The following is a 26,737-nucleotide window of genomic DNA, read 5'->3' on the forward strand; positions in this document are numbered from 1 at the left end:
TCCTCGATCGAAATCTTGCAGGCCGGACCCTGGCTTGCTGCCTGTTAACCTGTCGGATTGCGGCGGTGTCGGGCACTGGAACGGCCCCGGAGCGGATGGCGGGGAACGTCCGGATCGTGCGGTGGCGAGGCAAGCGCAGGGGTCTCGGCCCTGGTCGCGAAACGACATTTTCGCATACTAGGTATGCGCGGGCCCGATATCGCCGTCGGGCCGTGGAGTGCTGTCGCGTTGGCGCGCTCAGCCGGCCAGCGCGCGGCAGAGCGATTGCAGGTCACTGAGGATCAGGTGCGGGCGCGCGCCGCCGCGTTGCCATTGCGCCGTGTGGGGACCGTCCGGGCGCACCAGCCACGCGGCCTGCAGTCCCGCGCCCAGTGCGCCAACGACGTCGAGGTCAGGATCGTCGCCGACATGCAGCATCTGCTCCGGCGGCGTGTCGACTGCCGCGGCCGCCGCATGGAAGATCGCCGCCGCCGGCTTGGCCGTGCCGAACGTCCCGGCGCTGAGCGCCGCACGGAAGAAGTGATGGCCGCCGGTGACCTTCAGGTCGGCGTTGCCGTTGGACACCGCCACCAGCGGGAAGCGTTCGCTGAGCCATTCCAGTGCCGGCAGGGCATCCTCGAAGAATTCGACCTGCTGCCGCGCGGCAAAGAAGGCGTCGTACGCGTCTTCGGCCAGGCTGGCATCTTCTCCGGCCATTTCCAGCGCCAGCAGGATCGAGCCTAGGCGCAGCGCGCGGTAGTCATGCGCAAGGTGCGGGTTCCCGCTTTCATAGCTTGCGCGCAGGTCGCGCAGCACCGCGGGCGAGGTCAGCACCCCGGCTGTCTTCGGCGCGTGCTGCAGCAGCCAGGCCAGCAGCGTCGCCTCGGCGCGGGCCACGGCGGGGCCGAACGGCCACAGGGTGTCGTCGAGGTCGAACGAGATGGCGGAAACCTTGGACAGGCGCATGGGGGGACGCTGCGGATTGGCGAGGAGGATGGGGTCTGGTAGCTTACCACCGCGCAGCACTGTTTCCGCCGTTCCCCGGCCGCTGTTGCAAGAAGCGCCGATGTGGCGACCGCGCCATAACGTCGCGCAGGCCGCATGTTGTGCCTAGAATCCGCCAAACGATCCACGCTCTCGCAGCGAAACGATGATCCGTCTCGTCCTGATCCTGTTGGGGTTCGACTACCTGCGCCAGCGTGCGCGCGGCATGTTCTGGCTCGGCGTCGGCTTTCTCGCTGCCGGCGTGGTGTTGTTCATCGACGGCCTGGACAGCGCGCATTTCTTCCCGCTGGAATGGTTCGCCGGCCTGCTTCTGGTGGGCGGACTGGGCACGGTGATCGTCGCCATGGTGGGCGCCGGCGGGCTGCGGGCCATGAGGTTGTTCAAGGGCGTGGCATTGGTGGTGGCGGCGTCGCTGGTGCTGGCGGGGCACCATCACGGGCATTTCTGGCTGTCGATGATCTTCGGCACGCTGTTCCTGGCCGACGGACTGCTGCAATGCGTGTCGGCGTCGGTCGTGCGCTTTCCGCGCTGGCGCTGGGCCGTCGGCGCCGGCGTGCTGGAATTGCTGATCGCGATCTTCTTCTACCAGCCGTATCCCACCAACTACCAGGGCACGGTGCCCTATGCGCTGTCGCTATGGCTGCTGTTCGGCGGCTGGAGCATGGTCATGCTGGCGTATCGGGCCATCCGCGTGCCGGAGAGCGCCACGATCGAGAGCCTGATGCACGGACCGCGCCGGCGTAGCGGGGATGCTACGGGCAACGGTGGTTCTCACTGGACGGACGCCTCGCATGCGCCCACGAAGAAGGTCACCAAGACCTTGCTGTTCGCGCATGCCGAGCACGCCGCGCACCTGCCCGATGAAGGCGCGCCCGGCCTGACGGTACATGTCTGGACGCCATCCGGTTCCGTGCAGCAGCCGCTGCGGCGACGCCCGGTATTCGACCGCTATATTGCCGCGGTGGATGCCAACGGTGCCATCTGGACCGGCCATGCCGCGCTGGAGGCGCCCGAAGGCGTCTACATCAGCTTCGATCCGGCCGAGCCGCTCAGCCGCACGCCGGAAAGCGTGGCGCAGGCGTTGCGCGCGACCATCGACAACGACGTGCCGGGCGTGTTCGAACCCGATTACTCGACCGAGGCGTCGCGGCGCGGCGACTCCACCGTGCGCGTGCACCTGCGCAACTACGATGCGGCGCGCCTGCAGCGCTTCTGGCATGCGTGGCGCGCCGACACCACCTACAACCTGACCTATCGGAATTGCGCCGTCAGCGTGGCGCGTGCGCTCGAAGCCGCAGTGGAAGGCGCGCTGACGCGCAGGCGCGGACAGCGGCAGTCGTGGACGCTGCTGCTGCAGACGCTGTGCATGCCGGAGCTATGGCTCGCCGCGCAGATCCGCAAGCGCGGCAAGACCATGGCGTGGACGCCGGGCCTGGTGCGCGACTACGCGCGTGCGCTGAGCTTGCTGGTCGATCCGCATCCGCACCCGCATGCGCATCCGCGCCGGTTCTGGCGGCTTGGCATCGCCGCCATGAACCGCTGGCGCCGGCAGCGCCGGCAATGGCGCGCGGACGATCACCGGGTGCACGCGGAATAGCCCGCGTACGCCCGCCGCCATCGCGCATGCGTGGCTGTCTTCAAGGCAGTCGATGTTATTTGCCCTGCCGCTGCCCCGGCGTGCGGCTTGCATCGCCCTGGTGCTGCCTGCGCGGGTCTTCATTCTTGAATCCGCCATAGCTGCTCTGGCCCGGATCGTCGCTGCGGCTCTTGATGTCGCGCGCATCGCGGTCGGTCCTGACGCCCGGATTGGGCTGGGCCCCAGGCGCATTCCGCTGTTCCTTTTGCGTTGCCATATCACTCTCCAGTGGGTTGGACGGAACCGATAGAGTCGCAACATCCATGCCGTGACGGAAAATGCGCTGCGGAGTCTGATGGCGCTGTGCCGGAGGGGCGGTGCGCTGAGGTTTTCGTGCGTTGCCCTGAACATCTTGCCGCCCGTTGTAGAAATGAAACCCGTCGCGGGCGATGCGGTAAACGGCGTGTTCTAACATCTCTGTTCCCGCGCTCCGGTGGAGTGGCGCGAGGCGAACTTCCGCACGGCCCGGGTGTCGTTAGCTCCATAGCCGTGCAATCCGCAATGAACAGGACGACGCATGAACCTTGACCTCATCCTCGACCATCCCTGGTTCGGCACGTGGACCGCCGCGCTGGTCGCCGTCATCGTCGCGCTGATCGCGCATCGCCTTGGCGGCCTGGTGCTGTTGCGCATGACGCGCGCCACGCCGGTGCTGCATGCCATTGCGATCAAGTCGCGCGCGCCCGCCAAGGCAGTGCTGCCGCTGCTGGCGTTGCAGACCGTCTGGCAGGCGGCGCCGGACGACCTGCGCTGGATCGACAACGTGCGGCACCTCAACGGACTGCTGATGATCATCGCCACGACGTGGCTGGCGGCGCGCATCATCGCTGGCTTTGCGCAGGGAGTGCTGGAACGGCACCCGGTCGATGTGGCGGACAACATTGGCGCGCGGCGCATTCATACGCAGACCCGGGTGCTGTCGCGCATTGCCATGTCGCTGGTGATCGTGATTGGCGCGTCGATGGTGCTGATGACCTTCCCCGGTGCGCGGCAGGTCGGCGCCAGCCTGCTGGCGTCGGCGGGCGTGCTCGGCCTGATCGCGGGCTTTGCCGCCAAGCCGGTGTTCAGCAACCTGATTGCCGGCTTGCAGTTGGCGCTGACCCAGCCGATCCGGCTGGACGATGTGCTGATCGTCGAGGGCGAGTGGGGCCGCGTGGAGGAGATCACCGGCACTTACGTGGTGCTGCGGATCTGGGATGATCGCCGCCTGATCATTCCGCTGCAGTACTTCATCGAGAAGCCGTTCCAGAACTGGACCCGCAGCAGCGCCGAGCTGTTGGGGTCGGTGTTCTTCCACGTGGACTACGGCATGCCGCTGGCACCGCTGCGCAAGGAGCTGGAACGTATTGTCCATGCCGCGCCCGAGTGGGACCGGCGCTTCTTCAACCTGGTGGTGACCGATGCCACCGAGCGCACCATGCAGCTGCGCGTGCTGTGCACCGCGGCGTCATCCGGCCTGGCGTGGGACCTGCGCTGCGTCGTGCGCGAAGGGCTGATCGACTTCATGCAGCGCGAGTATCCACAGTTCCTGCCTCGCCTTCGCATTGAAGGGGAGCGGGAGGTCAAGGGCGATGCCGCGCTGCGCGACGCCGCCGTGCATGTAGCGTGATGCAGCTCGATGTCCGGCATCGCGCCCTTGCCGGGCGCATCAGAAATCTACCTTCTCTCCCGGCTGCGGCACGATCACGCGCGAGGCCGCGCCGGCGCCCAGCGCGGTGGTGAATTCCTCCGGCGTGCCGCGCAGCTGCGGTGAAGTCTGGTAGTGGATCGGGATCGCATAGCGCGGCCGGATCATGTCGCGCACCGCGATCGCCGCGTCCTGCGGCCCCATGGTGAAGTGGTCGCCGATCGGGATCAGCACCAGGTCGGGCCGGTAGCGGTCGCCGATCAGCCGCATGTCGCCGAACAGGCCGGTATCGCCCATGTGCCAGACGCGGAAGCCGTTCTCCATCTCGATGATGTAGCCAACCGGTTCGCCGCCGTAGTGGGTTTCGTCCTTGCCGGTGGTCGGGTTCTTCATCACCAGTTCGGATGCATGCTCGGCATGCACCGCGGTGATCTTCGGCCCGGTCGGCCCGAACGGCATCACGGTGCCGCTCTTGCCGAAGCGCTGCACCAGCGCGGCCGGGACCATGCCGAGGCTGATCAGTGCCGAGCCCATGCCGCCTGCGTTGTAGATCGGCGCGTTGTTGAGCTGCGCGAGCGCCGGGGCGTCGCCGAGGTGGTCGCTATGTGCGTGGGTCACCAGGATCAGGTCGACCTTGCCCAGCGAGGACAGCTGCTTGAAGCCCGCAGGCGTCTTCGGGTTGGTGGTCAGCCACGGGTCGATGACGATGACCTTGCCGCCGGGCGAGGTGATGCGGGTCGCTGCCTGGCCCAGCCACAGGACTTCGGTCTTGCCGGCGGCGGCAGCGGTGGTTGCCGTGGGCGCCCGTGTGACCGCGGTGGGTGTCGGCGCGGGCGTGCCGCAGGCGGCGAGCGTGGCGACGGCGGCGGTGAGTACGACTGCGCGGAACCTGAGCATGGTCATTCCTTCCGTGGCTGAGTCATGGGTCGAACCGTTCCACCCAAGGGGGTGTAGCGCCGCTGCGCCGGTGCCGCAAGCGTCGCGCATGGCAGGCGAGGGCGGGGTGCGTGTTGCAGTATCGGCACGGGGTTGGGGAGTGTCAATGCGGCAGGGCCCCTGCCTCTGCCGCGCGGCGCGGCTTAGCGGACGAAGACGCCAAGCCCTTCGTGGTCGTAGTACTCCAGCCATACCCGGTCGCTGGCGAATGCCGCCCTGGAGATCGTGCCGGGGCTGGCGTTCTCGTTATGGAGCGTGAACGTAAAGTCATCTCCATCCCAGTGCGTCAGTGGCAAGACCAGCGGTTTCGCGCCGAGGGTCATCACCAGCGCGCCGCCCTGTTCGGCGACCACCAGCGGGCCGTAGTAGTCGTTGCGGTAGGTGCCGGCATAGGTGGACAACGCCCGCGCGGGCAATGGGCTTGCCGGCGGCGACTGGCCGATCAGCCTGCCTTCGGGCCGCAGCAAAGACCCCAGGGCATCGGCAAAGATCGCGCCCCAGTCGCGGCGGAAGGCGCCGTACTGGACCAGGTCGAAGAACTGCGCGTTCAGCGTTTCCGGGATGCCGATGGGGTAGCCGTTGGTCAGCGTGACGATGGCCAGGTCCAGCGCCGGCACCGCGGTGAAGCTGGTGCCCGCACCCACCGCGAAGCCGCCGGAATGGTTGTAGTTGGTCAGCCCCAGCTCGGTCGTGCCGACATTGAAGCCGTAGCCGTAGTAGCTGGCGGGGCGGCCCTGGACGGGCGGGCTGCTCTGCATCTGCTGGGACAGCGCGGGGGCGAGCGCCGCGGCGTCGACGATGCGCTGGCCGGCGAACTCGCCCCTGGCCAGCACCATGATCAGCCATTTCGCCAGGTCATTGACCGAGGCGCTGACGCCGCCGGCAGGCGATTGCGCGTCGGGCATGGTGCCCATGCCCTGCACCCAGCTGCCGTTGACCTTGACGTGGCCGAGCGCACGGTTGTCGCGCGCGGCAAAGTCGGCGAAGCGCGAGCTGGTGCGGGTCATGCCCAGCGGCTGGTAGATGGCCTGCTCGGACAGCGTGGCCCAGTCGATGCCGGCGGCGCTGGCCACCGCCTCGGCCGCGGCGGTCATGCCGAAGTTGGTGTACTCGTAGACCGCGCGCAGCGGATGCAGCGGCAGGAAGCGCAGCCGCGTCAGCACCTCGCGGCGATCGTAGCCCATGTCTTCGAGCCGGTCGCCGGCGTGGTCGGGCAGGCCGGAACGATGCGCATAGAGGTCGCCGATGGTGACCGCTTCGGTGGTTTCCGCATCGGACAGCGCGAACCATGGCAGGTGCTGGATCACCGGGGTGTCCCAGCCGATGCTGCCGCGCCCGACCTGACGCGCAACGACGGTCGCGCCGATGGGCTTCGACACGGAAGCCAGCTGGAACACGGTATCGGCATCGACCGGCGCGGGATCGGTCACCAGCCGGCGGCCGAAGCCCCTGGCGAAGACGACCTGGTTGCCGCGCACCACCGCGACGGCCATGCCGGGCACGCCAGAGCTGGACATCAGGTTGGTCGCAAGCGTATCGACCTGGGCGATGGCGGCGGTGATCTGCGCTTCGGGAACGGGAGCCGGCGTCGGCGCCGGCTCAGGATCGTCATCGCCACCGCATGCGGGCAGGGCCGGTGCCAGCAGGCCGCTCAGTGCTGCTCCCAGGAAACGGCGACGCTTTTGCAGTTTGCCCATGGCAGGTCTCCCGATGGCGGCGCTATGGCACCTTTGGGATTTACTGTAGGCGATGGATGCAGGCAAGGAATGCGAAGCGTCTCATGCCTGGGCGGTAATGAAGAAGGCCTGCTTGCGCAGGCCTTCCTTGAATGCTGGTGCCCAGGAGAGGACTCGGTCACGCCAGCGCGACCCCGGCTGCGCTGGCAAGCGCAGCCCTTCTCGCCTCCCGAAAAGCGCTCAAGCGCTTTTCTTCCCGGGCGGAAATAAAAAAGGGTCTGCTCGCGCAGACCCTTTTTTAAATCTTGGTGCCCAGGAGAGGACTCGAACCTCCACAGTGTTGCCACCGCTAGGACCTGAACCTAGTGCGTCTACCAATTCCGCCACCTGGGCAAGGTGAGCGCCGCATTCTACAGGCCGCGTCGGAATTTGCAAGGGCCTGCAAGGCAATCCTTGCAAAAATCTTGCGCCACGACCGGGTACCGGTCAGGCAGGCGGCGAGCCGCCGGCAAGAATTTCAAACAGCGCCCTGGCTGCAGGCTGCAGCGCCTTGTCGCGGCGGCGAATCAGCGCGAGGATCCGGTCCACGGCAGGCTCGACCAGCGGGATGGCGCACAGCCGGGGATGATCGGGCGGCAATGCGAGGCCAGGCAACACCGCCATGCCGAGCCCCGCTTCGACCAGTGCCAGTACACCCACGACATGGTTGGCTTCGTAGTAGATGGTCGGCCGCCGCTCAAGATGCGCGATGGCATGTTCGATCAGGGCGCGGTTGCCGCTTTGCTTCGACACGCCCGCCATCCGCTGACCGGCCAGTTCCTGCCATGCAACCGACTGGCGACCGGCCCAGGCGTGGTCGCGCTGCAGCACCAGCCGGTACGGCTCGGTGCGGATCGTGTGGAAATCGATATTCGGCTCCTGCGCGCCCATGAAGTTGATGCCGAAATCCGATTCGCCCGACAGCACGCTGGCCAGCCCGGTGTTTGCGCTTTCATCGATGACCCGCACGCGTACGCCCGGATGACGGCCAGCAAATATGCCGATGGCATTGGAGAGCAGATGCATCGCCGCGGACGGGATCGCGGCCACTGTCACCAGTCCGCGCTGCAGCGCGGCTTCGTCGCCAAGGCGGAATACCGCGCTGTCGAGAATATCCAGCGCAGCACGCGCTTCCTCCAGGAACTGCTTGCCGATCGCGCTTGTTTCCACGCGCCGGGTGGTGCGCTCCAGCAAGCGCGAGCCAAGCGTCTTTTCCAGCTTGTCGATCCTGCGGCTCAGCGCGGGCTGCGAGATATGGAGTGTTTCGGCAGCGACCCGGAAGCTGCCCTTGTCCGCCGTGGCGACAAAGGCCTGCAAATCTTCCAGTGCGAAATTGATGCGTGACATGCATTAGTCCATCAAAACATTGCAATTCACAGAATAGTGGCGCGGACGTACGCTTGCAATGCCTGAACTCAGCGTCCTGCGGTGCGGTTCGGTGCACATACACAGATTCATGATGGAGACTCCTTTGCGACCTGCCTTTCGCCGCCTGGCATTAGCCCTTGTCCTGGGCACCTGTACCCTCACGACCGTCACTGCCAAGGCGCAATCCTGGCCGGCGAAGCCCGTGAAATTCGTCGTGCCGTTCGGGCCGGGCGGCGCCAACGACCTGGTTGCGCGCGCCGTGGCAGACGCCGCCTCGAAACAGCTGGGCCAGCCCATCATCGTCGAGAACAAGCCCGGTGCCGGTTCGGTGCTCGGAGCCGACTATGTGGCCAAGTCCGCCCCGGACGGCTATACCTTTCTCGCACCTGCGGCCGGGGTGATCACCAACGGCATGATCAAGGCGCATATGCCCTACAAGGAGCAGGACCTGGTGCCGGTGGCGATGCTGGCCGTCAGCCCCTCCGTCATCGTGGTGCCCGCCGACTCGCCGATCAAGGATCTGAAGGACCTGGTCGCGAGCGGAAAGAACGGCAAGAGCCTGAACTTCGCCACTGCGGGTACCGGCAGCACGCCGCATTTCGTCGCGGAAATGATGAAGCTGGCGACCGGCGCCAGGCTCGAGATCATCCCGTACAAGAGCGGCTCCGAAGGGATGGTCGCCGTGGTTGGCAAGCAGGTGGATGCCACCTCCGAGGCGAGCGTGGTAGTGCTGCCGCAAATCAAGGGCGGCAAGCTGCGGCCGATCGCCTCGACCTGGAATGCACGTATCGCCGCCATGCCGGACGTGCCCACCACCGCGGAGCTCGGCTATCCCAAGGTCTTCATCGGCCACTGGTCCGGGGTGTTCGCGCCGCGCGGCACGCCCGACGCGATCCTGGAGAAGATGAACAAGGCCATCGATGCCGCCCTCAAGTCGCCCGAATTGCGCGCCCGCCTGATCCCGCAGGGTATCCAGCCGATGGGCGGAACCCGGGCGGACTTCACCAGGTTCCTGGCGGACGAGAAAGCGCGCCTCGGCCCGATCGCGCGCGCTGCCAACATGAAAGAAGACTGACTGGCGGCACCATGCCCCGGCAACACGATCATGGAGACGACATGAACCTGACCGCAATGGCCGCCAGGAAGGCCGCTTTCGTTGTGCTGATATGGCTGGCCGGCCCGGCCTGGGCCGACGATATCCGCGTGATTACCTCCGGCGGCTTCACTGCTGCGTACCAGCAGCTGGTGCCGCTGTATGAAGCCGCTACGCAGGACCGGGTCATCACCGCCTATGGCGCGTCGATGGGCAATGCCCCGGATTCCATTCCCAGCCGGCTGGCCCGCGGCGAAACCTTCGATGTGGTGATCCTGGCGGACTCCGGCCTTGACAAGCTGATCGCCGAAGGGAAGGTGGCGAACGGGAGCAGGGTGGACCTGGCCCGGTCGCTGATCGGCATGTCGGTCCGCAAGGGCACGCCGAAGCCGGATATCAGCACGCCCGAGGCGCTGAAGCGGACCCTGCTCGAGGCGAAGTCGATTGCGTATTCCGCCAGCGCCAGCGGTACCTATCTCTCCACCGAGTTGTTCCAGCGGCTTGGCGTGGCGGACCAGGTCAAGGACAAGGCCCGCAAGATCTACAGCGAGCGCGTCGGCACGGTGGTGGCGCGCGGCGATGCGGAAATCGGCTTCCAGCAGATCAGCGAATTGCTGCCGTTCAAGGAGCTGGATTTTGTCGGGCCGTTGCCCGCTGAACTGCAGCAGGCGGTGTTCTTCTCCGCCGGAACGATCGCCGGCCGGCAGACTGCCGCGGTCGAACGCTTTGTGCGCTTCCTGGCTTCGCCTGCCGCGGCGACGATTGTGCGGACCACCGGACTGGAGCCGGTTGCCACGCCATTGCCACCACCGGTGCCGCCATCGCTCGGGCAAGCCGCGAAGCCCTGACTGTTTGCGATCGCCAAAACAAAAAAGCCCGCACTTTCGTGCGGGCTTATCGCTTTGAAGCCTTGGTGCCCAGGAGAGGACTCGGTCACGCCAGCGCGACCCCGGCTGCGCTGGCAAGCGCAGCCCTTCTCGTCCTCCCGAAAAGCGCTCAAGCGCTTTTCTTCCCGGGCGGAAATAAAAAGGGTCTGCTCGCGCAGACCCTTTTTTAAATCTTGGTGCCCAGGAGAGGACTCGAACCTCCACAGTGTTGCCACCGCTAGGACCTGAACCTAGTGCGTCTACCAATTCCGCCACCTGGGCAAGGTGAGCGCCGCATTCTACCGAAGGCGGCGGAATTTGCAAGCACGAATTGCTGTGGTCAGGCGAGTCCGGTCAGAACGACGGCACCATCGCGCCCTTGAACTGCGCCTTCATGAACTGGCGCACGTCTTCCGACTGGTAGGCAGCAACCAGCTTCTTGACCCACGGCTTGTCCTTGTCCTGCGTGCGCACCACGATGATGTTGGCGTACGGGCTGTGGATGTCTTCCAGGGCGATCGCATCCTTGGTCGGCTGCAGGCCGGCGGCCAGCGCGTAGTTGGTGTTGATCACCGCGGCGCCGACATCGGGCAGGGCGCGCGCCAGTTGCGCGGCATCCAGTTCCACGATCCTCAGCTTCCTGGGATTCTCGGCCACGTCCAGCGGCGTGGCGTTGTTGCCATTGGTGCCGGCACCGGCCTTGAGCTTGATCACGCCCTGCGACTGCAGCAGCAGCAGCGCGCGGTTTTCATTGGACGGGTCGTTGGGCACTGCCACCTTGGCGCCCTGCGGCAGGTCCTTGGGCGACTTCAGCTTCTTCGAGTAAATGCCCAGCGGCGAGATATAGGTGTAGCCGACGCTCTGCATCTTGTAGCCACGCTGCTTGACCTGGCTGTCCAGGTAGGGCTGGTGCTGGAAGCTGTTGGCATCCAGGTCGCCGGCATCCAGTGCGGCGTTCGGCTGCACGTAATCGTTGAATTCCACGACCTTGACGTTCAGCCCATTGCGCTTGGCAACCTTCTGGACGACTTGCCAGACTTCGGCGTCCGGACCGCTGACGGTGCCGACGCGGATGGTCTGTTCCTGGGCCGAGGCGCTGCCGGCGGCGATAAAGCCGATTGCGGAGACGGCAACCGCCAGGCGCTTGAAAAGGGACATGCTGCGCATAGGAGTTCTGTAGTGTTTTTGATTGTGTGGCGAGTGAGACTGTTGCGCCGTGGCAGGGATTGCCTGCGCGGGCGAGGCCACAGATTAACGCAATTGCGCCAAAACCGCGCAGCGGGAACAGATCTGGCGTCTATTTCTTTTTCATATGCTTATGAAGCCGGCTTTAGTTCGATAGATGGCATAAATTGCCGACTCGCTTCAATCCGCAAAGCACTCGCGCGAACCGCAGCAGGCTGGGTTCAGCCGGCTACCGCTCCATACCCCTCACCCCTCCACTCGACAAAACAAAGCCCGTGCCCAAACGGATCCGACAACCTAGCCTGCCTGCCCCAGTCGAAATCCTGCGGCCAGTCTTCAATCTCGGCGCCGGCTTCCAGCGCCCGTTCGATTGCGGTTTCCAGGTTGTCCACGACAAAGTCGAGATGCACCGGCGTCCAGTGCCGCCGGTAGTCGCGCCGGGTATCCGTACGACTGGTAGGACGGGTGCCAGCGGGTTTGACGAGCAGGTAAATCGGCGTGTTGCCACCCAGCATTTCGGCGACGGTGCCATCGAACAGGCGGCGCTGCAGTTTCAGCCCGAGGCCTTGCTCGTAGAAGGCGATACCACGCGCGAGGTCGTCGACATCGATATTGATCAGCAACTCCATGACAGCCTCCTTGCGGCGTTCTGTGTGAGAGCGGCCGCATTGTGCGCCGGCCCTCCTGACAGCTGCTGTCAGGAGTGATGTTTCAGCCGGCCGCCGCAGAAGTGCCGATACGCGTGTGTCAGCGCGGCAGCCGTTCGCGAACGACCGGGCGCAACGCGTCGCCAAGCGCCAGGTGGGCATCCGCGTCAAGATGTACGCCGTCGACGGCGCTGCTCTGGATGACCGTGCCGGCATCGAACATCGGGCACTCCAGTTGCCCGCAAACCTCGGCAACCGCCTGCGGCAGGCCGGTCCACTTTTGCTCGCCGCCGGCAAACTTGGGCGCCAGCGGCCCCCGCGGCGTGCGGATCGGCGGCGGTACCACCACCAGCACGGGTGGCACCGGCATGCCCGGTTCGATCGGCGCGGTGCGGATGGCCTGCACCAGGGTGCCGATGCCCTGGGCGGCGTGCCAGGCATTGTGCGGATGCATCGACTGGAAATCGTTGTTGCCCAGCATCAAGACCACCAGTGCCAGCGGCGAGTGGATCTCGATACGCTGCGCCAGTCCCTGCAGCCCGTTGCGCCCGGGCTTGAAGGGATCGTCCCAGACCGTACGGCGGCCGTTCAGGCAGTCTTCGATGATGCGCACCGGCGTGCCGCCGTCGGCATTCAGCCCCAGCTCCAGGCGGCCCGGCCAGCGCACCGGGAACGGCAGCCGCTGGCGTGTGCCGGGGACGATTCCCCAGGACAGTGAATCGGCATAGACCAGGACTTGCAGCGGATCGGGGTCGGCCAGCAGCGCGGCAATCATGCGCGGTACTCCAGTCAACGTGTTGGTCGGTCGATATCCAGTGTGAGGGCTGTCTCGGCAATGTTGCAGCGCGCAGACAAAAACGTCTCCCGAACACGCGGAGACTTCATAATATCGACTTATTGAAGACAGGGAGAGAGAAGTTGCGTTTCGAGCACTTGGTGGAAATCAATGATCCAGGCAACCCCCAACTGGATCCGCTGACACCTGACCAGCTTTGGCAAGGCCTGGTGTTGCGCGCCGAGTCGCCCGAACTGTTCGTGCTGGGCCTGGACAGCGCCGAAGTGGTGGCGCGGGGCGACAACTGGATCGACCGCGTGCTGCATTTCGGCGAGGCGTCCATCCATGACCGCGTCGTGTTCGAGCCGCGCCGCCAGGTGCGCTACGAAACCGCCGCCACCGCCGAGCATGCCGGCGGCACGCTGACCATGGTGATCGAGACCCCGGGCCCTGGCGCGCTGCTGCTGCGCTTCACCTACGACACCACCATGCCGGCCGTCGATGCCAGCGGCGACGACCGCTACGCCGAGATCGTCAAGTCCGCCTATCACGAGGCCGACATCGATACCGTCCGCAAGATCCGCGAGATCGCCGACACCGGGCGGCTGGGGTGAGCGAGGGCCCCGTCGCGCCGGAGACCTCCGGCAAGCAGCCGGGCGGACCGACCCGGGCGGCGCTGCGCGAGCGCTACGGCGACCGCCTGCGCTGGCTGGTGCTGATGACACTGATGCTGGGCACGGTCTCGTCGATCGTCTCGTCCACCATCATCAACGTTGCCATCCCTGACCTCAGCCGGCACTTCGTGCTGGGGCAGGAGCGCGCGCAATGGGTTGCGGCCAGCTTCATGATCGCGATGACGCTGTCGATGTTGCTGACGCCGTGGCTGCTCAACCGCTACGGGCTGCGCCGCACCTTCCTGGGGTCGCTGCTGCTGCTGGGCGCGGGCGGACTGTTCGGCGGGTTCTCGCCCACCTACGGCGTGATGATCGCCATGCGCGTGGCCGAAGGCGCCGCCGCCGGCATCATGCAGCCGCTGCCCAATATCCTGATCCTGCGCGTGTTCGAGGAGCGCGAGCAGGGCAAGGCGATCAGCATGTTCGGTTTCGGCGTGGTGCTGGCGCCGGCGCTGGGGCCCAGCCTGGGCGGCTTCCTGGTCGAGGCGTTCGGCTGGCGCTCGATCTTCTTCGTGGTAGTGCCGCTGACGCTGCTCGGCGCGTTCATGGCGCGGCGCTTCATGGCGGTGGATTCGATCATGATGGGCGAGCGCGAGCCGCTGGACTGGCGCGGCCTGGCGCTGGCCGGCGTGGCCACCGTGAGCCTGCTCAACGGCGTGGTCGAGATGCGCGAAAGCGTGGCCGCAGGCCTGGCGCTGGCCGGCTTCGGGGTGCTGATGCTGGCGGCGTTCGTGCTGTGGCAGCTGCGCGCGCCCCATCCGCTGATGAACATGCGGCTGTACAGCTACCGGCAGTTCTCCGCGGGCGCGGTGGTGGCATTTATCTACGGTGCGGGCCTGTTCGGCTCGACCTACCTGCTGCCGGTCTACATGCAGATGGCGCTGGAATACACGCCCTCGCGCGCGGGCCTGGTGCTGCTGCCGGCGGGCGTGATGCTGGCCCTGACGATCGCCGTGGCCGGCCGCTTCACGCACCGGATCGCGCCCTATGTCCAGGTGTCGTTCGGACTGGCGCTGCTGGCGCTGTCGTTCCTGCTGATGGCGCTGGGGTCGCCCTCCACGCCGTATCTGATGCTGGTCGCGCTGGCGGTGCTGGGACGGATCGGGCTCGGCTGCATTTTGCCGTCGCTGACGCTGGGTTCGATGCGGGGCGTGGATTTTTCGCTGATCGCGCAGGGATCGAGCTGCATCAACTTTATCCGCCAGCTGGGTGGCGCGATTGGCGTGAGCCTGGCCGGGGTGGGGCTGCAGTGGCGGCTGACGCAGCACGGCGCGGTGCTGGACCAGGCGGGCGACGCCGCGCTGCAGGCGGCGCGCATCCGCGCCTTCGATGAGACCTTCCTGGCGGTCGGGGTGGTGATCGCCAGTGCGATCTTCGCGGCCTGGCGCATCCGGCCAAGGCCGCTGCCGGCGGGTTGAGGCCGCCGGCTGGCGTGGCGGCGGGGTTTAGCTGGCCGCGCCGCTGCGCAGTTCTTCCACCAGCGCGATGTACTGCTCCATCGCCTGCTCGCGCGCGGTGCCGCGCAGCGCTTCCCAGGCTTCGAACTTGTAGCGGCCGACAAAGTCGGTCATGCCCGGCTTGTCGCCGTGGGCGTCGCCTTCGCTGCCTTGCTTGAACAATGCGTACAGGCGCAGCAGGGTCATGTTGCTGGGACGCTCGCTCAGTTGCTTGACGTCGGTCTGGGCCTGGTCGAAGCGTGCCTGCAGGTCGCTCATGGGTTTCTCCGTGGGGGTTGTGAAAGTGCTGCCGATGATAGCCGCGCCAGTGCGCCAGACCGCGCGTCTAAAACCGAAGAAGCCCTCTGTTCCGGGCGCCAGCGGCTACAATCGCGCCATGTCCTGGATTCTTGCTGTTGAAACTTCTACGGAGTGGTGCTCGGTCGCGCTCGGACGTGCCGTGGCCGGCGCCGGCATCGAGTGCATGGTGCGCCATGAGCACACCGGTGCGCGCTCCTCCGCACGCGTGCTGCCCGCCGCCGGCGAACTGCTGGCCGAGGCCGGCATCGCACTGGCCGATTGCGCCGCGATCGCCTTTGGCGCCGGTCCCGGCTCGTTTACCGGCCTGCGTACCGCCTGCGGCGTGGCCCAGGGGCTGGCCTTCGGTGCCGGACTGCCGGTGGTGCCGGTCAATACCTTGCTGGCTTGCGCCGAGCGTGTGCGCTCCGCCGAGCCGGCACTGCCTGCGGGCACCGCGGTGCTGGTCGCCCTCGATGCGCGCATGGACGAGGCCTATGCCGGCGCCTTCGGCTGGGATGCCGCAGCGCAGGAGTGGGTGGAGCGCACGCCGATGCAGGTCGGCGCGCCGGAAACCGTGCGGCTGCCCGACGGCGAATTCTGGCTCGCGGGCAATGCTGCCACGGTCTTCGGCGAACGCCTTGCCGGCCTGGCGCGCGCGCAGCGCGTGCTGCCGGAGGCGATGCCCCACGCGCAGCCGATGGTCGCCATCGCACTGCGCGCGCTGGCGCGTGGCGAGGCCATCGACGCCGACCGCGCCATGCCGATCTACCTGCGCGACAAGGTGGCGCAAACCATCGCCGAACGCGAAGCTGCTGCCGCCGCGCGCGCCGCGGCCACGGCCGGGAGCACATCGTGAGCGCCGCCTATCCGCTGGAAGAGCGTGCCGACTGGCCGGCCGTGCCCGCCATGCCGCCGCTGCCTGCCGGCTTTGCGCTGGGCCGGATGAGCGCGCTCGACCTGGAAGCGGTTGCCGGCGTCGAGGCGCGCGCCTACAGCCATCCGTGGACACGCGGCAATTTCGAGAACTCGGTCAAGGCCGGGCATCTCGGCCTGACGCTGCGCGATCCCGCCGGCACGCTGGTGGCCTATGCCGTGCTGATGCCGGTGGTCGACGAGATGCACCTGCTCAATATCACCGTCGACCCGCCGCGCCAGCGCCAGGGGCTGGGGCGACTGATGCTGTCGATCGTGCTGGCGACCTCGCATGCGCATCGCATCCATACCATGCTGCTGGAGGTGCGCCCGTCCAATACTGGCGCGATCGCGCTGTACCAGGCCGCCGGGTTTGCCGAGATCGGCCGCCGCAAGGGTTATTACCCGGCGGCGGGCCGGACCCGCGAAGATGCGCTGGTGCTGCGCCGGAGCTGGCTTGACGATGTGGCCAGGGAAGGCGGGGAGGGCCGCGCATGAGCCGCCGCGCGCGATTCCTCGAGGCGCTGGGCATCACGGCCGAATGGCTGCCGCGGGCTCGCGCTGACGCGCCGCAGGCGCAGGCGGTGCCCGAGGTCGTTGCGGTTGCGGGGTCCGTTGCCGAGGTTGTTGCGGCGGTTGTTGACGATGCCATTGCCGATCCCATTGCCGATCCCATTGCCGATCCCATTGCCGAGTCCGTCACGGTGGCCGCGCAAGCCGCTGCGCCAGTCGTGCAGGCCGCGCCGGCGCTCGAAACGGCCATCCCGGTGGTGCCGGCCGCCGCTGCGGCGGCGCCTGTCTCGCGTGCGCCGGCCGGGCCCTCGCTGCTACCGGCCGGCCCCGCACCCGACTCGGCGCAGGCCGGGCGCGAGGCTGCCATCGCCGCCATGGCATGGCCCGCGCTGGATGCCGCCGTGGCCGGCTGCACCGCTTGCGGACTGTGCCAGACCCGCACCAATACCGTCTTCGGCGTCGGCGATCGGCAGGCGGAATGGATGCTGGTCGGCGAGGCTCCGGGCGAGAACGAAGACCTGCAAGGCGAGCCCTTCGTCGGCCAGGCCGGCAAGCTGCTCGACAACATGCTGGGCGCGCTCGGCCTGGCGCGCGGGCGCAACGTCTTTATCGCCAATGTGCTCAAGTGCCGCCCGCCCGGCAACCGCAATCCCGAGCCGGCCGAGGTGGCGCAGTGCGAGCCATTCCTGCGCCGCCAGATCGCGCTGGTGCGCCCCAGGGTGATCGTGGTGCTGGGCCGCTTCGCCGCGCAGTCGCTGCTGCGCACCACCACGCCGATCGGCAAGCTGCGCGGCACCGTGCATACCTATGAAGGCATCCCCGTGGTGGTGACCTACCATCCCGCCTACCTGCTGCGCACGCTGACCGACAAGGCACGCGCATGGGAAGACCTGTGCCTGGCCCGCGAGGTACATGACCGTGCGGGAGCTGGGGCCTGACCTCTCGCTGCATCGCGGCGGCGACGGCAACCTGCCGCCGGAGCCGCCGCTGTGGCGCCGCGCCTTGTCGCCGCGCGCGCGCGACCTGGCCTGGACCACGCTGTCGCCGCCGCTGCTGTCCGCGGTAGCGGGCGCCGCCGCGGCGCGCTGGCCCGCCGGTACGCTGGCGGCGTGGCAGCACTGGCTGGAGGCCGCCGACCCGGCGGCGCTGCCAGCCACCATCGATGAGCTGGCCGGCGGCCATGCCGCCTTTCCTTTCGATCCCGCTTCCGATCCCGCTTCGGGCCCGCCTGCCGCGGCGCAGCATGCGCAGGACCCCGCCAGCCGCAGCCTGCGGCTGGGGCGCCATGCGGAACGGCTGCTGCATTTCGCGCTGCGCCGGATGGAGGGGCTGACACTGCTGGCGGCCAACGTCCCGGTGCGGCGCGCCGGCGCGCATGGCATCCGCACGCTGGGCGAGCTGGATTTTGTCTGGCGCGAGCAGGCTTCTGGTGACGTGGTCCATTGGGAAATGGCCGCCAAGTTCTACCTGATGGCCGGCGCCGTTGCGGTGCCGACCCTGCACGATTTCGTTGGGCCCAACATGGTCGACCGGCTGGGCGACAAGCTCGGGCACGTGGTCGGGCGCCAGTTGCCGCTGGGGCGCACGCCGGAAGCGCGCGCGCTGCTCGGCCATGTCGTCGACCGTAGCGAGGTCTACCTGCTGGGCTGGCTGTTCTACCGGGACGGGCAAGTGCCAGCGGGACTCGACGGGCTTGGCATCGCCCCGGACCACCTGCAAGGCTGGTGGTCGACACTGGAAGGCTGGCGTGCGCGCGCCGCGGCGCGGCCTGGCCTGCGCTGGTGCCGGCTGCCGCGTTCGGGATGGTTGTCGGGAGCGCTGGTGCCTGCCAGCGGCACCGAGGAGGTCGATGCCCTGCACGCCACGCTGGCGCAGCGCTTTGCCGACCCGCGCCACGACCACGGCTGGCGCCGCGAAGCGCCGGTGATGCTGTGCGAACTGGAGCCGGCCGGCCACGGCTGGTGGCGCGAATGCTCGCGCGGGTTCGTGGTGCCGCCGGGATGGGAGGCGCGCGCCATGGCGCGGGCGGCGGAGCCGCCGCGGCAGGCTGCGCAGGCGCTGGCCGACGGACCCTGAGCGGGGCGCCGGCCAGGCCGGGTCAGTGGTGCTTGTCCTCGCCGATCATCGCCAGCGAGTTGAAGGCGCGCATGTTGTACTTGTGCAGCTTGATCACCAGCATCATGGTCAGGCAGATGAACAGGCCCAGCGCGATGATGACCACGCCGATCGGCACGTTCAGCTTGATCAGCAGCGCGTACAGGCACAGCATCAGCAGTACCGAGACGTTCTCATTGAAGTTCTGCACCGCGATCGAGTGGCCGGCCGACAGCAGCACGTGCCCGCGGTGCTGCAGCAGCGCGTTCATCGGCACCACGAAGTAGCCCGACATCGCGCCCACCAGCATCAGGAACACATAGGCGATGGCCATGTACAGCGGCATGTTCATGCCCAGGATGTTCAGCGTCACCTGGGGCATGGCGTCCTTGGTGTAGAAGGCCATGATCATCACGGTCACGCCCATTGCCACGCCGAAGGGCAGCACCGACAGCGACTTGCGCAGCGGAATGCGCGCGGCGGCGGCGATCGCGCCGACGGCCACGCCGACGGCCACCACCGCCTGCAGCAGCGCGCCCTGCGACAGGTTCAGGCCCAGCGACTTCTCCGCCCACTTCAGCACGATGAACTGCAGCGTCGCGCCGACGCCCCAGAACAGCGTCGTCACCGCCAGCGAGATCTGGCCCAGCTTGTCGCGCCACAGCGCCAGGAAGCAGTCACCGAATTCGGCGATCAGCTTGATGGGGTTCTTTTCCTGCTGCGGGTAGCGGGCGCCGGTATCGGGAATGAACAGGTTGAACACTGACGCGATCACGTAGAACAGCATGATCACGACCATCGCGGCCTCGGCCGGCGTGTCGATGCCGGTGTTGATCCAGGGCAGGTCGAGCCGCATCAGGATGTCCGACACGTGCACCGAAATCAGCGCGCCCCCCACCACGGTGCCCAGGATGATCGAGCCCACCGTCAGCCCCTCGATCCAGCCGTTGGCCAGCACCAGCTTCTCCGGCGGCAGCAGCTCGGTCAGGATGCCGTACTTGGCCGGCGAGTACGCCGCCGCGCCGAAGCCCACCACGCCATAGGCCAGCAGCGGGTGCAAGCCGAACATCATGATCGCGCAGCCGACCACCTTGATGGCATTGGTGATGAGCATCACCCGCCCCTTGGGCATGGAGTCGGCAAAGGCGCCGACGAAGGCGGCAAGGATGACGTAGGAGAGAACGAAGAACAGCTTGAGCAGCGGGGTCATCCACTGCGGTGAATGCAATTCGGTGAGAAGGGCGATGGCGGCGATCAGCAACGCATTGTCGGCCAGCGACGAAAAAAATTGCGCGGCCATGATGGTGTAAAAACCCTTCTTCATGCTTTCGACTTTGTCTCCATCGCGGACTTCCGTCACGCCGGTCAGGGCGGCACCGGCTGGGGAGGCTATGGTTTGCAGGGAACCTTGCGCCGCGGCCGTGTCGAATTGTCTCGGTTGCACTGCGCTGCGGCGTCGTCGTGCGGCTTGCCTGACAGTCATTGACATAATGCTTCGCTTTTAGAACATGGCCGGAGCGTCCGGCTTTATATCACGAAAACATGACATTCCCGAACCCCGGCAAGGTGCCTTTTTGACTGCAAACCGCCGCGCCGATTCCCCAAAGACCCCCGGCAGCGGCATCCGGATGTGTTCAAATAACGGTTGCGATCCCGGCCAGAGGACCGGGTCTTCCCTGATCTGGTGCAACGGCTCGACCATATCTCCGCCAGGCGACATTCGCGCGACCTGGCGAACGTTAATACTCATGGCCGATCACCTTAGCGCGACCTGCCCGCAATATGAAGTACTCCGCATGCATCTACGTGCCATCGCCCACTGACAAGTGACGCTTGCGCCCTTGAGAGTGAGACAGAGCCGTCCTCCCAGTTCCCGCAGTATGCGAGCGTAGCGTGCCCGATGCGCTACTGCGCCGCCCGAACGCCTCGAGCTGCCCGCAAGCGCGCTACCCGATTTCCGAGATGTGACTCCATGCCAAGACCCATCCACGCCGTCATCCACCAGCCCGCGCTGGCCAACAACCTCGACATCATCCGCCGCAGCGCGCCGAACTCGCGCATCTGGGCCGTGGTCAAGGCCAATGCCTACGGCCACGGCATCCGCCGCGCCTTTGCCGCGCTGCGCGGCACCGACGGCTTCGGCCTGCTGGACCTGAACGAAGCCGTGCTGCTGCGCGACCTGGGCTGGCAGGGCCCCATCCTGCTGCTGGAAGGCTTTTTCCAGCCGCAGGACATTGCCCTGATCGAGCAATACCGGCTGACCACCGCGATCCACTGCGACGAACAGCTGCGCATGCTGGAGAGCGCGCGCCCCAAGGGGCCGCTGGCCATCCAGCTCAAGCTGAACACCGGCATGAACCGGCTCGGCTTCCATCCGGCCCAGTACCGCGCCGCCTGGGAGCGCGCCCGCGCCATGCCCTGCGTAGGCAGTATCGTCCATATGACGCATTTTTCCGATGCGGATAGTCCCCGAGGCATCGCCCACCAGATCGAGGCCTTCGACGCCGCCACGGCCAACCTGCCGGGCGAAGCGAGCCTGTCGAACTCGGCCGCGGTACTGTGGCATCCGCAGGCGCACCGCGCCTGGGTGCGTCCCGGCATCATCCTGTACGGCGCCTCGCCGACCGGCCGCGATGCCGATATCGCCGGCACCGGCCTGCAGCCGGCCATGTCGCTGCACAGCGAGCTGATTTCGGTGCAGGACCTGCAGCCGGGCGATACGGTCGGCTACGGCTCGCTGTTTACCGCGGACCGCCCGATGCGCATCGGCGTGGTCGCCTGCGGCTATGCCGACGGCTACCCGCGCCATGCCTCCGGCTGGGGCGAGCTGCGCGCGCCGGTGCTGGTCGATGGCGTGCGTACCGAACTGGTCGGCCGCGTGTCGATGGACATGCTGTGCGTGGACCTGACGCCGTGCCCGAAGGCGCGGGTCGGCAGCCCGGTGACGCTGTGGGGGCAGGGCTTGCCGATCGACGAGGTGGCACAGGCCAGCGGCACGGTCGGCTACGAGCTGATGTGCGCGCTGGCGCCGCGCGTGCCGACCACGGTGGCTACCATCACGGCATCCGACAGCGCGGCGCCGGCCGTGGTGTGAGGTTGCAAACGAGACCTGGTGGCAGCGACTGCCGCCGGCTAGTGTGAGGGCCGGGCCACTTCTGCGCCCGGCCTGTTCTTTCCCGCAAGGATTTTCCGTTGGCCAAGACCAAGACCGTCTACACCTGTACCGAATGCGGCGGCACCGCGCCGCGCTGGGCCGGCCAGTGCCCGCATTGCCAGCAATGGAACACGCTGGTGGAAACGGTGGCCGAGACGGCCGCGTCCAAGCGCTTCCAGCCGCTGGCGGCTTCGGCCATGGTGCGCAAGCTGTCCGAGATCGAGGCCGCCGACGTGCCGCGCTTTTCCAGCGGCATCGACGAATTCGACCGCGTGCTGGGCGGCGGGCTGGTGGCGGGCGGCGTGGTGCTGATCGGCGGCGATCCCGGCATCGGCAAGTCCACGCTGCTGCTGCAGGCGTTGGCCAACCTGGCCGGGCAGCGCCGCGTGCTCTATGTCAGTGGCGAAGAATCGGGCGCGCAGATCGCGTTGCGCGCGCAGCGGCTGGGCGTGGAAAGCCCGGCGCTGGGGCTGCTCGCCGAAATCCAGCTGGAGAAGATCCAGGCCACGCTCGAGGCCGAGAAGCCGGAAGTGGCGGTGATCGACTCGATCCAGACGCTGTACTCCGAGGCGCTGACCTCGGCGCCGGGCTCGGTTGCGCAGGTGCGCGAGTGCGCGGCGCAGCTGACGCGCATCGCCAAGAGCAGCGGCATCACCATCATCCTGGTCGGCCACGTGACCAAGGAAGGCAGCCTGGCCGGGCCGCGCGTGCTGGAGCATATCGTCGACACGGTGCTGTACTTCGAGGGCGATACGCATTCTTCGCACCGGCTGATCCGCGCCTTCAAGAACCGCTTCGGCGCGGTCAACGAGCTGGGCGTGTTCGCCATGACCGAGCGCGGGCTGCGCGGCATCAGCAACCCGTCGGCGCTGTTCCTGTCGCAGCATGAAGAGACCGTGCCAGGCTCGTGCGTGCTGGTGACGCAGGAGGGCACGCGCCCGCTGCTGGTGGAGATCCAGGCGCTGGTCGACACCGCGCACGTGCCCAACCCGCGCCGGCTGGCGGTGGGCCTGGAGCAGAACCGGCTGGCGCTGCTGCTGGCGGTGCTGCACCGGCATGCGGGCATTGCCTGCTTCGACCAGGATGTGTTCCTGAACGCGGTGGGCGGGGTCAAGATCACCGAGCCGGCCGCCGACCTGGCAGTGCTGCTGTCGATCCATTCGTCGATGCGCAACAAGCCGCTGCCGCGCGGGCTGGTGGTGTTTGGCGAAGTCGGCCTGGCCGGCGAGATCCGGCCCAGCCCGCGGGGCCAGGAGCGGCTGAAGGAAGCTGCCAAGCTGGGCTTCACGCTGGCCGTGATCCCCAAGGCGAACGCGCCCAAGCAGAAGATCGACGGCCTGGAAGTGATCGCGGTGGAGCGCATCGAGCAGGCCATCGATCGCGTGCGCCACCTGGATTGAGGCATGGACGACGGCAGTTTGTGCATCGAAACCCCGCGGCTGCGGCTGCGCCAGTGGCGCGATGCCGACTATGCGCCATTCGCCGCGCTGAATGCCGACGCGGAGGTGATGCGCTATTTCCCCGCGCCGCTGACGCGGGCCGAAAGCGATGCGATGGCGGACCGTTGCCGGGCGCTGATCGCTGGGCGCGGGTGGGGACCGTGGGCCGTCGAGCGCAAGCTGGACGGCGTCTTCATAGGCTTTGTCGGCTTGCACGAACCGGCTGCCGCGCTGCCGTTCTCGCCTTGTGTCGAGATCGCCTGGCGCCTGGCGCGCGATGCGTGGGGCAGCGGCCTTGCCACCGAAGCGGCGCGCGCTGCGCTGGCCTATGGCTTCGGCACGCTTGGTCTGGACGAGATCGTTTCCTTCACCACGCTGGACAACCTCCGTTCACGCGCGGTAATGGAACGGCTGGGCATGCGCGAGGATGCGCTGGGGTTCGAACATCCTGCGCTGCCGCCGGGGCATCCGCTGCGGCCGCATTGCCTGTATCGATTGTCTCGCGCCGCGTGGCGGGCGAGCGCGGCATAGTGCCCTGCGTCAATCCGCCACAGGGCAGGGGATGCGCAGCCGATGTGGCGCCCAAGGCGGGCGCGGAAAAATCGGTAATAATGCGCAGCAATGCCGCGCCCCCGAACTGAATACACCTGACGGCACCGATCTGACGGACCGTTTACCGGATCACCTTTATCACCGCTATGCAAGCCAATTCCCGCGCCTATTTCCTGCTGATCGCCCTGGTTTCCTTCGGCCTGGTCGGCGTTGCGCTCTACCTGCAGTTTGAAAAGGGCTACCAGCCCTGTCCGCTTTGCGTGATGCAGCGCTTTGCGTTTATCGGCATCGGCATCTTCTCGCTGCTCGCCGTGGTGGCGCAGAACACGCGTTCGTTGTGGCAGGGCCTGGGCATGCTGTCCGGCATCGCCGGCATTGCTGTCGCTGTGTACCATGTTTCGCTGCTGCTCAACCCCAAGGCGACCTGTGGCATCGACCCGCTGGAGAACTGGGTCAACGCGCTGCCGACCGCCAAGGTGCTGCCGCAGGTGTTCTATGCCGATGGCCTGTGCGCGGCGCCGCTGCCGCCGGTGCTGGGCCTGTCGGTGCCGGCGTGGTCGCTGATCTGGCTGTTTATCCTGACGCTGACGCTGGCGGTGGGCCTGATCCGGCGGGAGAAGAATTTCCGCTAATGGGTGGCGGATTCCGAATGAAAAACCGGCGCTGTGTGCGCCGGTTTTTCATTGAGAGAACCTCTGTCACGCAATCTGCTCGATCTGCTCCTGCAGTTCCAGCCATTTCTCTTCCAGCGTCTCCAGCTCGCCATTGACCTCGCCCTGGCGCTTCAGCATCTCCATCAGCTTCGCCTTGTTGGCTTCTGCATAGCTCGATTCATCGGCCATGAACCGGTCGATCTCCTCCTTGGCGGTTTGCAGCACCGCCATGCGCTTCTCGACCTTCTCCAGCTCCTTGGTCAGCGGCTTGCGCAACGCCGACAGGCGCTGGCGCTCGTCGGCCTCGGCGCGGCGCTGGTCCTTGCGGTTGACCGTGGCGGCGTCTGCACCGTTCTCCGCCAGGTGCGCGGCGGTGGCGGCGTTGCGCTTGGCGGCGGCCTGCTGCAGCAGCCAGTCGCGGTAGTCGTCCAGGTCCCCGTCGAAGGGCTTGATGGTGCCGTCGGCGACCAGCATGAACTGGTCGGCGGTGGCGCGCAGCAGGTGGCGGTCGTGCGAGACCAGGATCAGCGTGCCTTCGAACTGCGCCAGCGCCATGGTCAGCGCCTCGCGGGTATCGAGGTCGAGGTGGTTGGTCGGTTCGTCGAGCAGCAGCAGGTTGGGCTTCTGCCAGACGATCAGCGACAGCGCCAGGCGCGCTTTTTCGCCGCCGGAGAACGGCTCGATCGGCGACGTCGCCATGTCGCCGCGGAAATTGAAGCTGCCGAGGAAGTCGCGCAGTTCCTGCTCGCGCACGTCGGGCGCCAGGCGCGCGAGGTGCTGCAGCGGCGAGTCGTGGTCGCGCAGCGTCTCGAGCTGGTGCTGCGCGAAGTAGCCAATCTGCAGGCCCTTGCCCAGGCGCAGCGTGCCGGTCATCGGATCCTGCGTGCCGGCGAGCGTCTTGACCAGCGTCGACTTGCCCTGGCCGTTGGCGCCAAGCAGGCCGATGCGCTGGCCGTTCTGGATCGACAGCGCCAGGTTGTGCAGGATCGTGACCGGCGGCTCGGCCTCCGCGTAGCCGCAATCGACGCCGTCGAGCACCATCATCGGATTGGGCGCGGCGTCGGGCTCGCGGAATTCAAAGGCAAAGCCGGCGGCGACGTGCACCGGCGCAAGCCGCTCCATCTTCTCCAGCGCCTTGACCCGGCTCTGCGCCTGGCGCGCCTTGGTCGCCTTGGCCTTGAAGCGCGTGATGAACGACTCCAGGTGCGCGATTTCCTTCTGCTGGCGCGCATAGGCGGCCTGCTGCTGGGCCATCTGCTGCAGCCGCAGGGTCTCGAACAGCGTGTAGTTGCCGCCGTAGCGGCGCAGCTGCTGGTTCTCGATATGCACGGTGACGTTGCAGATCGCGTCGAGGAATTCGCGGTCGTGCGAAATCATCACCAGCGTGCCCGGGTAGCGCGCCAGCCAGTCTTCCAGCCAGACGATGGCGTCCAGGTCCAGGTGGTTGGTCGGTTCGTCGAGCAGCAGCAGGTCGGACGGGCACATCAGCGCCTGCGCCAGGTTCAGGCGCATGCGCCAGCCGCCGGAGAACGACGATACCGGCTGCGATACCTGGGACAGCGTGAAGCCGAGGCCCAGCAGCAGCGCCTCGGCGCGCGCGGGGGCGGTGTAGCCGTCGGCATCGGCATAGGCGGCGTGGGCTTCGCCTTCGGCGGTGCCGTCGCCGCTGGCCTGTGCGGCGGCGATGGCGGCTTCGATCTCGCGCAGGCGGGTGTCGCCGTCGATCACGTACTCCACGGCGCTGCGGCTGACCGCCGGCGTTTCCTGCGCCACATGGGCGACGCGCCATTGCGCCGGCACGCTGACATCGCCGCCGTCCGGATGCAACTCGCCTCGCAGCAGCGCGAACAGCGTCGACTTGCCGCTGCCATTGGCGCCGACTAGGCCCACGCGTTCGCCTGGGTTGAGCGTCACGGAGGTGTGGTCGAACAGCACCTTGGTGCCGCGCTGGAGGACAAGCTGGTCGATTCGGATCACAGGCGGGAAAACTTCTGAACGGGAACGGGCAACTACGCGGAAAAAGCCGGCCAAGGCGGGTTGGCGGCGCTGGCCGGCATTGTAGCGTTTCCGGTGCGCGACATGCCCGCGAATGGCGAAATGCCAGAAATGCCGCGGCTTTGCGCACTGCCCCGGTGCGCCGCATGGCTGTCGGCGCTAGGGATTACCCTCGAATTGCCA

The 26,737-nt window shown here is 67.2% G+C and carries 25 protein-coding genes and 2 tRNA genes; 14 read left to right on the forward strand and 13 right to left on the reverse strand.

Translation table 11 applies throughout. The features are described 5' to 3' along the window. Positions 1-237: 237 nt before the first annotated feature. Positions 238-945, reverse strand: coding sequence for an HAD-IA family hydrolase (locus J8I82_RS01780; RefSeq protein ID WP_209754095.1), 708 nt, complete (start codon positions 943-945; stop codon positions 238-240). Between the two features lie 184 nt (positions 946-1,129). Between J8I82_RS01780 and J8I82_RS01785 the strand changes: the two genes are divergently transcribed. After that, on the forward strand, positions 1,130-2,581 hold the full coding sequence (locus tag J8I82_RS01785; RefSeq protein ID WP_209754097.1) for an HdeD family acid-resistance protein: 1,452 nt from the start codon (positions 1,130-1,132) through the stop codon (positions 2,579-2,581). A 55-nt stretch (positions 2,582-2,636) separates the two neighbouring features. Here J8I82_RS01785 and J8I82_RS38220 read toward each other — a convergent pair whose 3' ends face one another. Continuing rightward, a complete protein-coding gene (locus tag J8I82_RS38220) occupies positions 2,637-3,035 on the reverse strand; it encodes a hypothetical protein (RefSeq protein ID WP_245179300.1) in 399 nt (132 codons plus the stop codon). Positions 3,036-3,137: 102 nt separating this feature from the next. Between J8I82_RS38220 and J8I82_RS01795 the strand changes: the two genes are divergently transcribed. Beyond that, the gene (locus J8I82_RS01795; RefSeq protein WP_209754099.1) at positions 3,138-4,229 is read left to right on the forward strand and encodes a mechanosensitive ion channel family protein; all 1,092 of its coding nucleotides are present in this window, start codon (positions 3,138-3,140) and stop codon (positions 4,227-4,229) included. Between the two features lie 39 nt (positions 4,230-4,268). Here the strand turns inward: J8I82_RS01795 and J8I82_RS01800 are convergent, their stop codons facing one another. From J8I82_RS01800 to J8I82_RS01815, 4 genes are all read right to left on the reverse strand, one after another. Continuing rightward, a complete protein-coding gene (locus J8I82_RS01800) occupies positions 4,269-5,144 on the reverse strand; it encodes a metal-dependent hydrolase (protein WP_209754100.1) in 876 nt (291 codons plus the stop codon). A 182-nt stretch (positions 5,145-5,326) separates the two neighbouring features. Continuing rightward, positions 5,327-6,880, reverse strand: a complete 1,554-nt coding sequence (locus tag J8I82_RS01805) for a serine hydrolase (protein ID WP_209754102.1) — start codon at positions 6,878-6,880, stop codon at positions 5,327-5,329. Between the two features lie 285 nt (positions 6,881-7,165). Then, positions 7,166-7,252 (reverse strand) — tRNA-Leu (locus J8I82_RS01810). Positions 7,253-7,345: 93 nt separating this feature from the next. Then, positions 7,346-8,245: a LysR family transcriptional regulator gene (locus J8I82_RS01815; protein ID WP_209754104.1), complete on the reverse strand. Its 900-nt coding sequence runs from the start codon at positions 8,243-8,245 to the stop codon at positions 7,346-7,348. A 112-nt stretch (positions 8,246-8,357) separates the two neighbouring features. Here J8I82_RS01815 and J8I82_RS01820 point away from each other — a divergent pair, with 112 nt between their 5' ends. Further along, positions 8,358-9,341, forward strand: coding sequence for a Bug family tripartite tricarboxylate transporter substrate binding protein (locus J8I82_RS01820; protein WP_431831520.1), 984 nt, complete (start codon positions 8,358-8,360; stop codon positions 9,339-9,341). A gap of 56 nt (positions 9,342-9,397) precedes the next feature. Further along, a complete protein-coding gene (locus tag J8I82_RS01825) occupies positions 9,398-10,207 on the forward strand; it encodes a substrate-binding domain-containing protein (protein ID WP_245179347.1) in 810 nt (269 codons plus the stop codon). A 213-nt stretch (positions 10,208-10,420) separates the two neighbouring features. On the opposite strand, the gene J8I82_RS01830 is transcribed toward J8I82_RS01825, so the two are convergent. From J8I82_RS01830 to J8I82_RS01845, 4 genes are all read right to left on the reverse strand, one after another. Next, positions 10,421-10,507, reverse strand: a tRNA-Leu gene (locus tag J8I82_RS01830). A 72-nt stretch (positions 10,508-10,579) separates the two neighbouring features. Next, on the reverse strand, positions 10,580-11,392 hold the full coding sequence (locus J8I82_RS01835) for a MetQ/NlpA family ABC transporter substrate-binding protein (protein WP_209754108.1): 813 nt from the start codon (positions 11,390-11,392) through the stop codon (positions 10,580-10,582). 239 nt (positions 11,393-11,631) lie between these two features. Continuing rightward, positions 11,632-12,039: a VOC family protein gene (locus tag J8I82_RS01840; protein WP_209754110.1), complete on the reverse strand. Its 408-nt coding sequence runs from the start codon at positions 12,037-12,039 to the stop codon at positions 11,632-11,634. Positions 12,040-12,157: 118 nt separating this feature from the next. Beyond that, a complete protein-coding gene (locus J8I82_RS01845; RefSeq protein WP_209754112.1) occupies positions 12,158-12,832 on the reverse strand; it encodes an SGNH/GDSL hydrolase family protein in 675 nt (224 codons plus the stop codon). 143 nt (positions 12,833-12,975) lie between these two features. Here J8I82_RS01845 and J8I82_RS01850 point away from each other — a divergent pair, with 143 nt between their 5' ends. Beyond that, the gene (locus J8I82_RS01850) at positions 12,976-13,446 is read left to right on the forward strand and encodes an SRPBCC family protein (protein ID WP_209754114.1); all 471 of its coding nucleotides are present in this window, start codon (positions 12,976-12,978) and stop codon (positions 13,444-13,446) included. Further along, complete coding sequence (locus J8I82_RS01855; protein WP_209754116.1) at positions 13,443-14,924, forward strand: DHA2 family efflux MFS transporter permease subunit; 1,482 nt, start codon at positions 13,443-13,445, stop codon at positions 14,922-14,924. The genes J8I82_RS01850 and J8I82_RS01855 overlap by 4 nt, the downstream gene beginning before the upstream one ends. A 27-nt stretch (positions 14,925-14,951) precedes the next feature. On the opposite strand, the gene J8I82_RS01860 is transcribed toward J8I82_RS01855, so the two are convergent. Next, positions 14,952-15,221, reverse strand: coding sequence for an acyl-CoA-binding protein (locus J8I82_RS01860; protein ID WP_209754118.1), 270 nt, complete (start codon positions 15,219-15,221; stop codon positions 14,952-14,954). Between the two features lie 118 nt (positions 15,222-15,339). Here J8I82_RS01860 and tsaB point away from each other — a divergent pair, with 118 nt between their 5' ends. From tsaB to J8I82_RS01880, 4 genes are read left to right on the forward strand one after another with little or no spacing between them, the layout of a single operon-like run. Then, positions 15,340-16,098: a tRNA (adenosine(37)-N6)-threonylcarbamoyltransferase complex dimerization subunit type 1 TsaB gene (tsaB, locus tag J8I82_RS01865; RefSeq protein WP_209754120.1), complete on the forward strand. Its 759-nt coding sequence runs from the start codon at positions 15,340-15,342 to the stop codon at positions 16,096-16,098. Beyond that, positions 16,095-16,652, forward strand: a complete 558-nt coding sequence (gene rimI, locus J8I82_RS01870; protein WP_284182797.1) for a ribosomal protein S18-alanine N-acetyltransferase — start codon at positions 16,095-16,097, stop codon at positions 16,650-16,652. The genes tsaB and rimI overlap by 4 nt, the downstream gene beginning before the upstream one ends. Then, the gene (locus J8I82_RS01875; protein WP_209754122.1) at positions 16,649-17,605 is read left to right on the forward strand and encodes a uracil-DNA glycosylase; all 957 of its coding nucleotides are present in this window, start codon (positions 16,649-16,651) and stop codon (positions 17,603-17,605) included. Before rimI ends, J8I82_RS01875 begins: the two co-directional genes overlap by 4 nt. Continuing rightward, positions 17,580-18,743 carry a DUF1853 family protein gene (locus J8I82_RS01880; RefSeq protein WP_209754124.1) on the forward strand — a complete coding sequence of 388 codons (1,164 nt, stop codon included), beginning with the start codon at positions 17,580-17,582 and terminating at the stop codon, positions 18,741-18,743. The genes J8I82_RS01875 and J8I82_RS01880 overlap by 26 nt, the downstream gene beginning before the upstream one ends. Positions 18,744-18,765: 22 nt before the next feature. Here J8I82_RS01880 and lplT read toward each other — a convergent pair whose 3' ends face one another. Then, positions 18,766-20,085 (reverse strand): lysophospholipid transporter LplT, encoded by a 1,320-nt coding sequence (gene lplT / locus J8I82_RS01885; RefSeq protein ID WP_209754126.1) that lies wholly within the window; start codon positions 20,083-20,085, stop codon positions 18,766-18,768. 648 nt (positions 20,086-20,733) lie between these two features. On the opposite strand from lplT, the gene alr reads away from it, so the two are divergent. From alr to J8I82_RS01905, 4 genes are all read left to right on the forward strand, one after another. Continuing rightward, positions 20,734-21,855 carry an alanine racemase gene (gene alr / locus J8I82_RS01890; RefSeq protein WP_209754128.1) on the forward strand — a complete coding sequence of 374 codons (1,122 nt, stop codon included), beginning with the start codon at positions 20,734-20,736 and terminating at the stop codon, positions 21,853-21,855. A gap of 98 nt (positions 21,856-21,953) precedes the next feature. Beyond that, positions 21,954-23,315, forward strand: coding sequence for a DNA repair protein RadA (gene radA, locus J8I82_RS01895; RefSeq protein ID WP_133096354.1), 1,362 nt, complete (start codon positions 21,954-21,956; stop codon positions 23,313-23,315). A 3-nt stretch (positions 23,316-23,318) separates the two neighbouring features. After that, positions 23,319-23,885 carry a GNAT family N-acetyltransferase gene (locus J8I82_RS01900; protein ID WP_209754129.1) on the forward strand — a complete coding sequence of 189 codons (567 nt, stop codon included), beginning with the start codon at positions 23,319-23,321 and terminating at the stop codon, positions 23,883-23,885. Between the two features lie 167 nt (positions 23,886-24,052). Further along, on the forward strand, positions 24,053-24,538 hold the full coding sequence (locus J8I82_RS01905; protein ID WP_029045809.1) for a disulfide bond formation protein B: 486 nt from the start codon (positions 24,053-24,055) through the stop codon (positions 24,536-24,538). A gap of 66 nt (positions 24,539-24,604) precedes the next feature. Here the strand turns inward: J8I82_RS01905 and J8I82_RS01910 are convergent, their stop codons facing one another. Then, positions 24,605-26,536: an ATP-binding cassette domain-containing protein gene (locus J8I82_RS01910; RefSeq protein WP_209754130.1), complete on the reverse strand. Its 1,932-nt coding sequence runs from the start codon at positions 26,534-26,536 to the stop codon at positions 24,605-24,607. Positions 26,537-26,737: the final 201 nt, after the last annotated feature.

The organism is Cupriavidus consociatus (genome assembly GCF_017814975.1).
Lineage (GTDB): Bacteria > Pseudomonadota > Gammaproteobacteria > Burkholderiales > Burkholderiaceae > Cupriavidus > Cupriavidus consociatus.

Coding starts and splice junctions, on each gene's coding strand:
- J8I82_RS01825 (WP_245179347.1), top strand. CDS start 9,398: ATGGCCGCCAGGAAGGCCGCTTTCGTTGTGCTGATATGGCTGGCCGGC.
- J8I82_RS01795 (WP_209754099.1), top strand. CDS start 3,138: ATGAACCTTGACCTCATCCTCGACCATCCCTGGTTCGGCACGTGGACC.
- J8I82_RS01820 (WP_431831520.1), top strand. CDS start 8,358: ATGGAGACTCCTTTGCGACCTGCCTTTCGCCGCCTGGCATTAGCCCTT.
- J8I82_RS01800 (WP_209754100.1), bottom strand. CDS start 5,144: ATGCTCAGGTTCCGCGCAGTCGTACTCACCGCCGCCGTCGCCACGCTC.
- J8I82_RS01835 (WP_209754108.1), bottom strand. CDS start 11,392: ATGCGCAGCATGTCCCTTTTCAAGCGCCTGGCGGTTGCCGTCTCCGCA.
- tsaB (WP_209754120.1), top strand. CDS start 15,340: ATGTCCTGGATTCTTGCTGTTGAAACTTCTACGGAGTGGTGCTCGGTC.
- J8I82_RS01900 (WP_209754129.1), top strand. CDS start 23,319: ATGGACGACGGCAGTTTGTGCATCGAAACCCCGCGGCTGCGGCTGCGC.
- J8I82_RS01805 (WP_209754102.1), bottom strand. CDS start 6,880: ATGGGCAAACTGCAAAAGCGTCGCCGTTTCCTGGGAGCAGCACTGAGC.
- lplT (WP_209754126.1), bottom strand. CDS start 20,085: ATGAAGAAGGGTTTTTACACCATCATGGCCGCGCAATTTTTTTCGTCG.
- J8I82_RS01880 (WP_209754124.1), top strand. CDS start 17,580: ATGACCGTGCGGGAGCTGGGGCCTGACCTCTCGCTGCATCGCGGCGGC.
- J8I82_RS01785 (WP_209754097.1), top strand. CDS start 1,130: ATGATCCGTCTCGTCCTGATCCTGTTGGGGTTCGACTACCTGCGCCAG.
- J8I82_RS01845 (WP_209754112.1), bottom strand. CDS start 12,832: ATGATTGCCGCGCTGCTGGCCGACCCCGATCCGCTGCAAGTCCTGGTC.
- J8I82_RS01860 (WP_209754118.1), bottom strand. CDS start 15,221: ATGAGCGACCTGCAGGCACGCTTCGACCAGGCCCAGACCGACGTCAAG.
- J8I82_RS01905 (WP_029045809.1), top strand. CDS start 24,053: ATGCAAGCCAATTCCCGCGCCTATTTCCTGCTGATCGCCCTGGTTTCC.
- alr (WP_209754128.1), top strand. CDS start 20,734: ATGCCAAGACCCATCCACGCCGTCATCCACCAGCCCGCGCTGGCCAAC.
- J8I82_RS01815 (WP_209754104.1), bottom strand. CDS start 8,245: ATGTCACGCATCAATTTCGCACTGGAAGATTTGCAGGCCTTTGTCGCC.
- J8I82_RS01840 (WP_209754110.1), bottom strand. CDS start 12,039: ATGGAGTTGCTGATCAATATCGATGTCGACGACCTCGCGCGTGGTATC.
- J8I82_RS01780 (WP_209754095.1), bottom strand. CDS start 945: ATGCGCCTGTCCAAGGTTTCCGCCATCTCGTTCGACCTCGACGACACC.
- J8I82_RS01875 (WP_209754122.1), top strand. CDS start 16,649: ATGAGCCGCCGCGCGCGATTCCTCGAGGCGCTGGGCATCACGGCCGAA.
- J8I82_RS38220 (WP_245179300.1), bottom strand. CDS start 3,035: ATGTTAGAACACGCCGTTTACCGCATCGCCCGCGACGGGTTTCATTTC.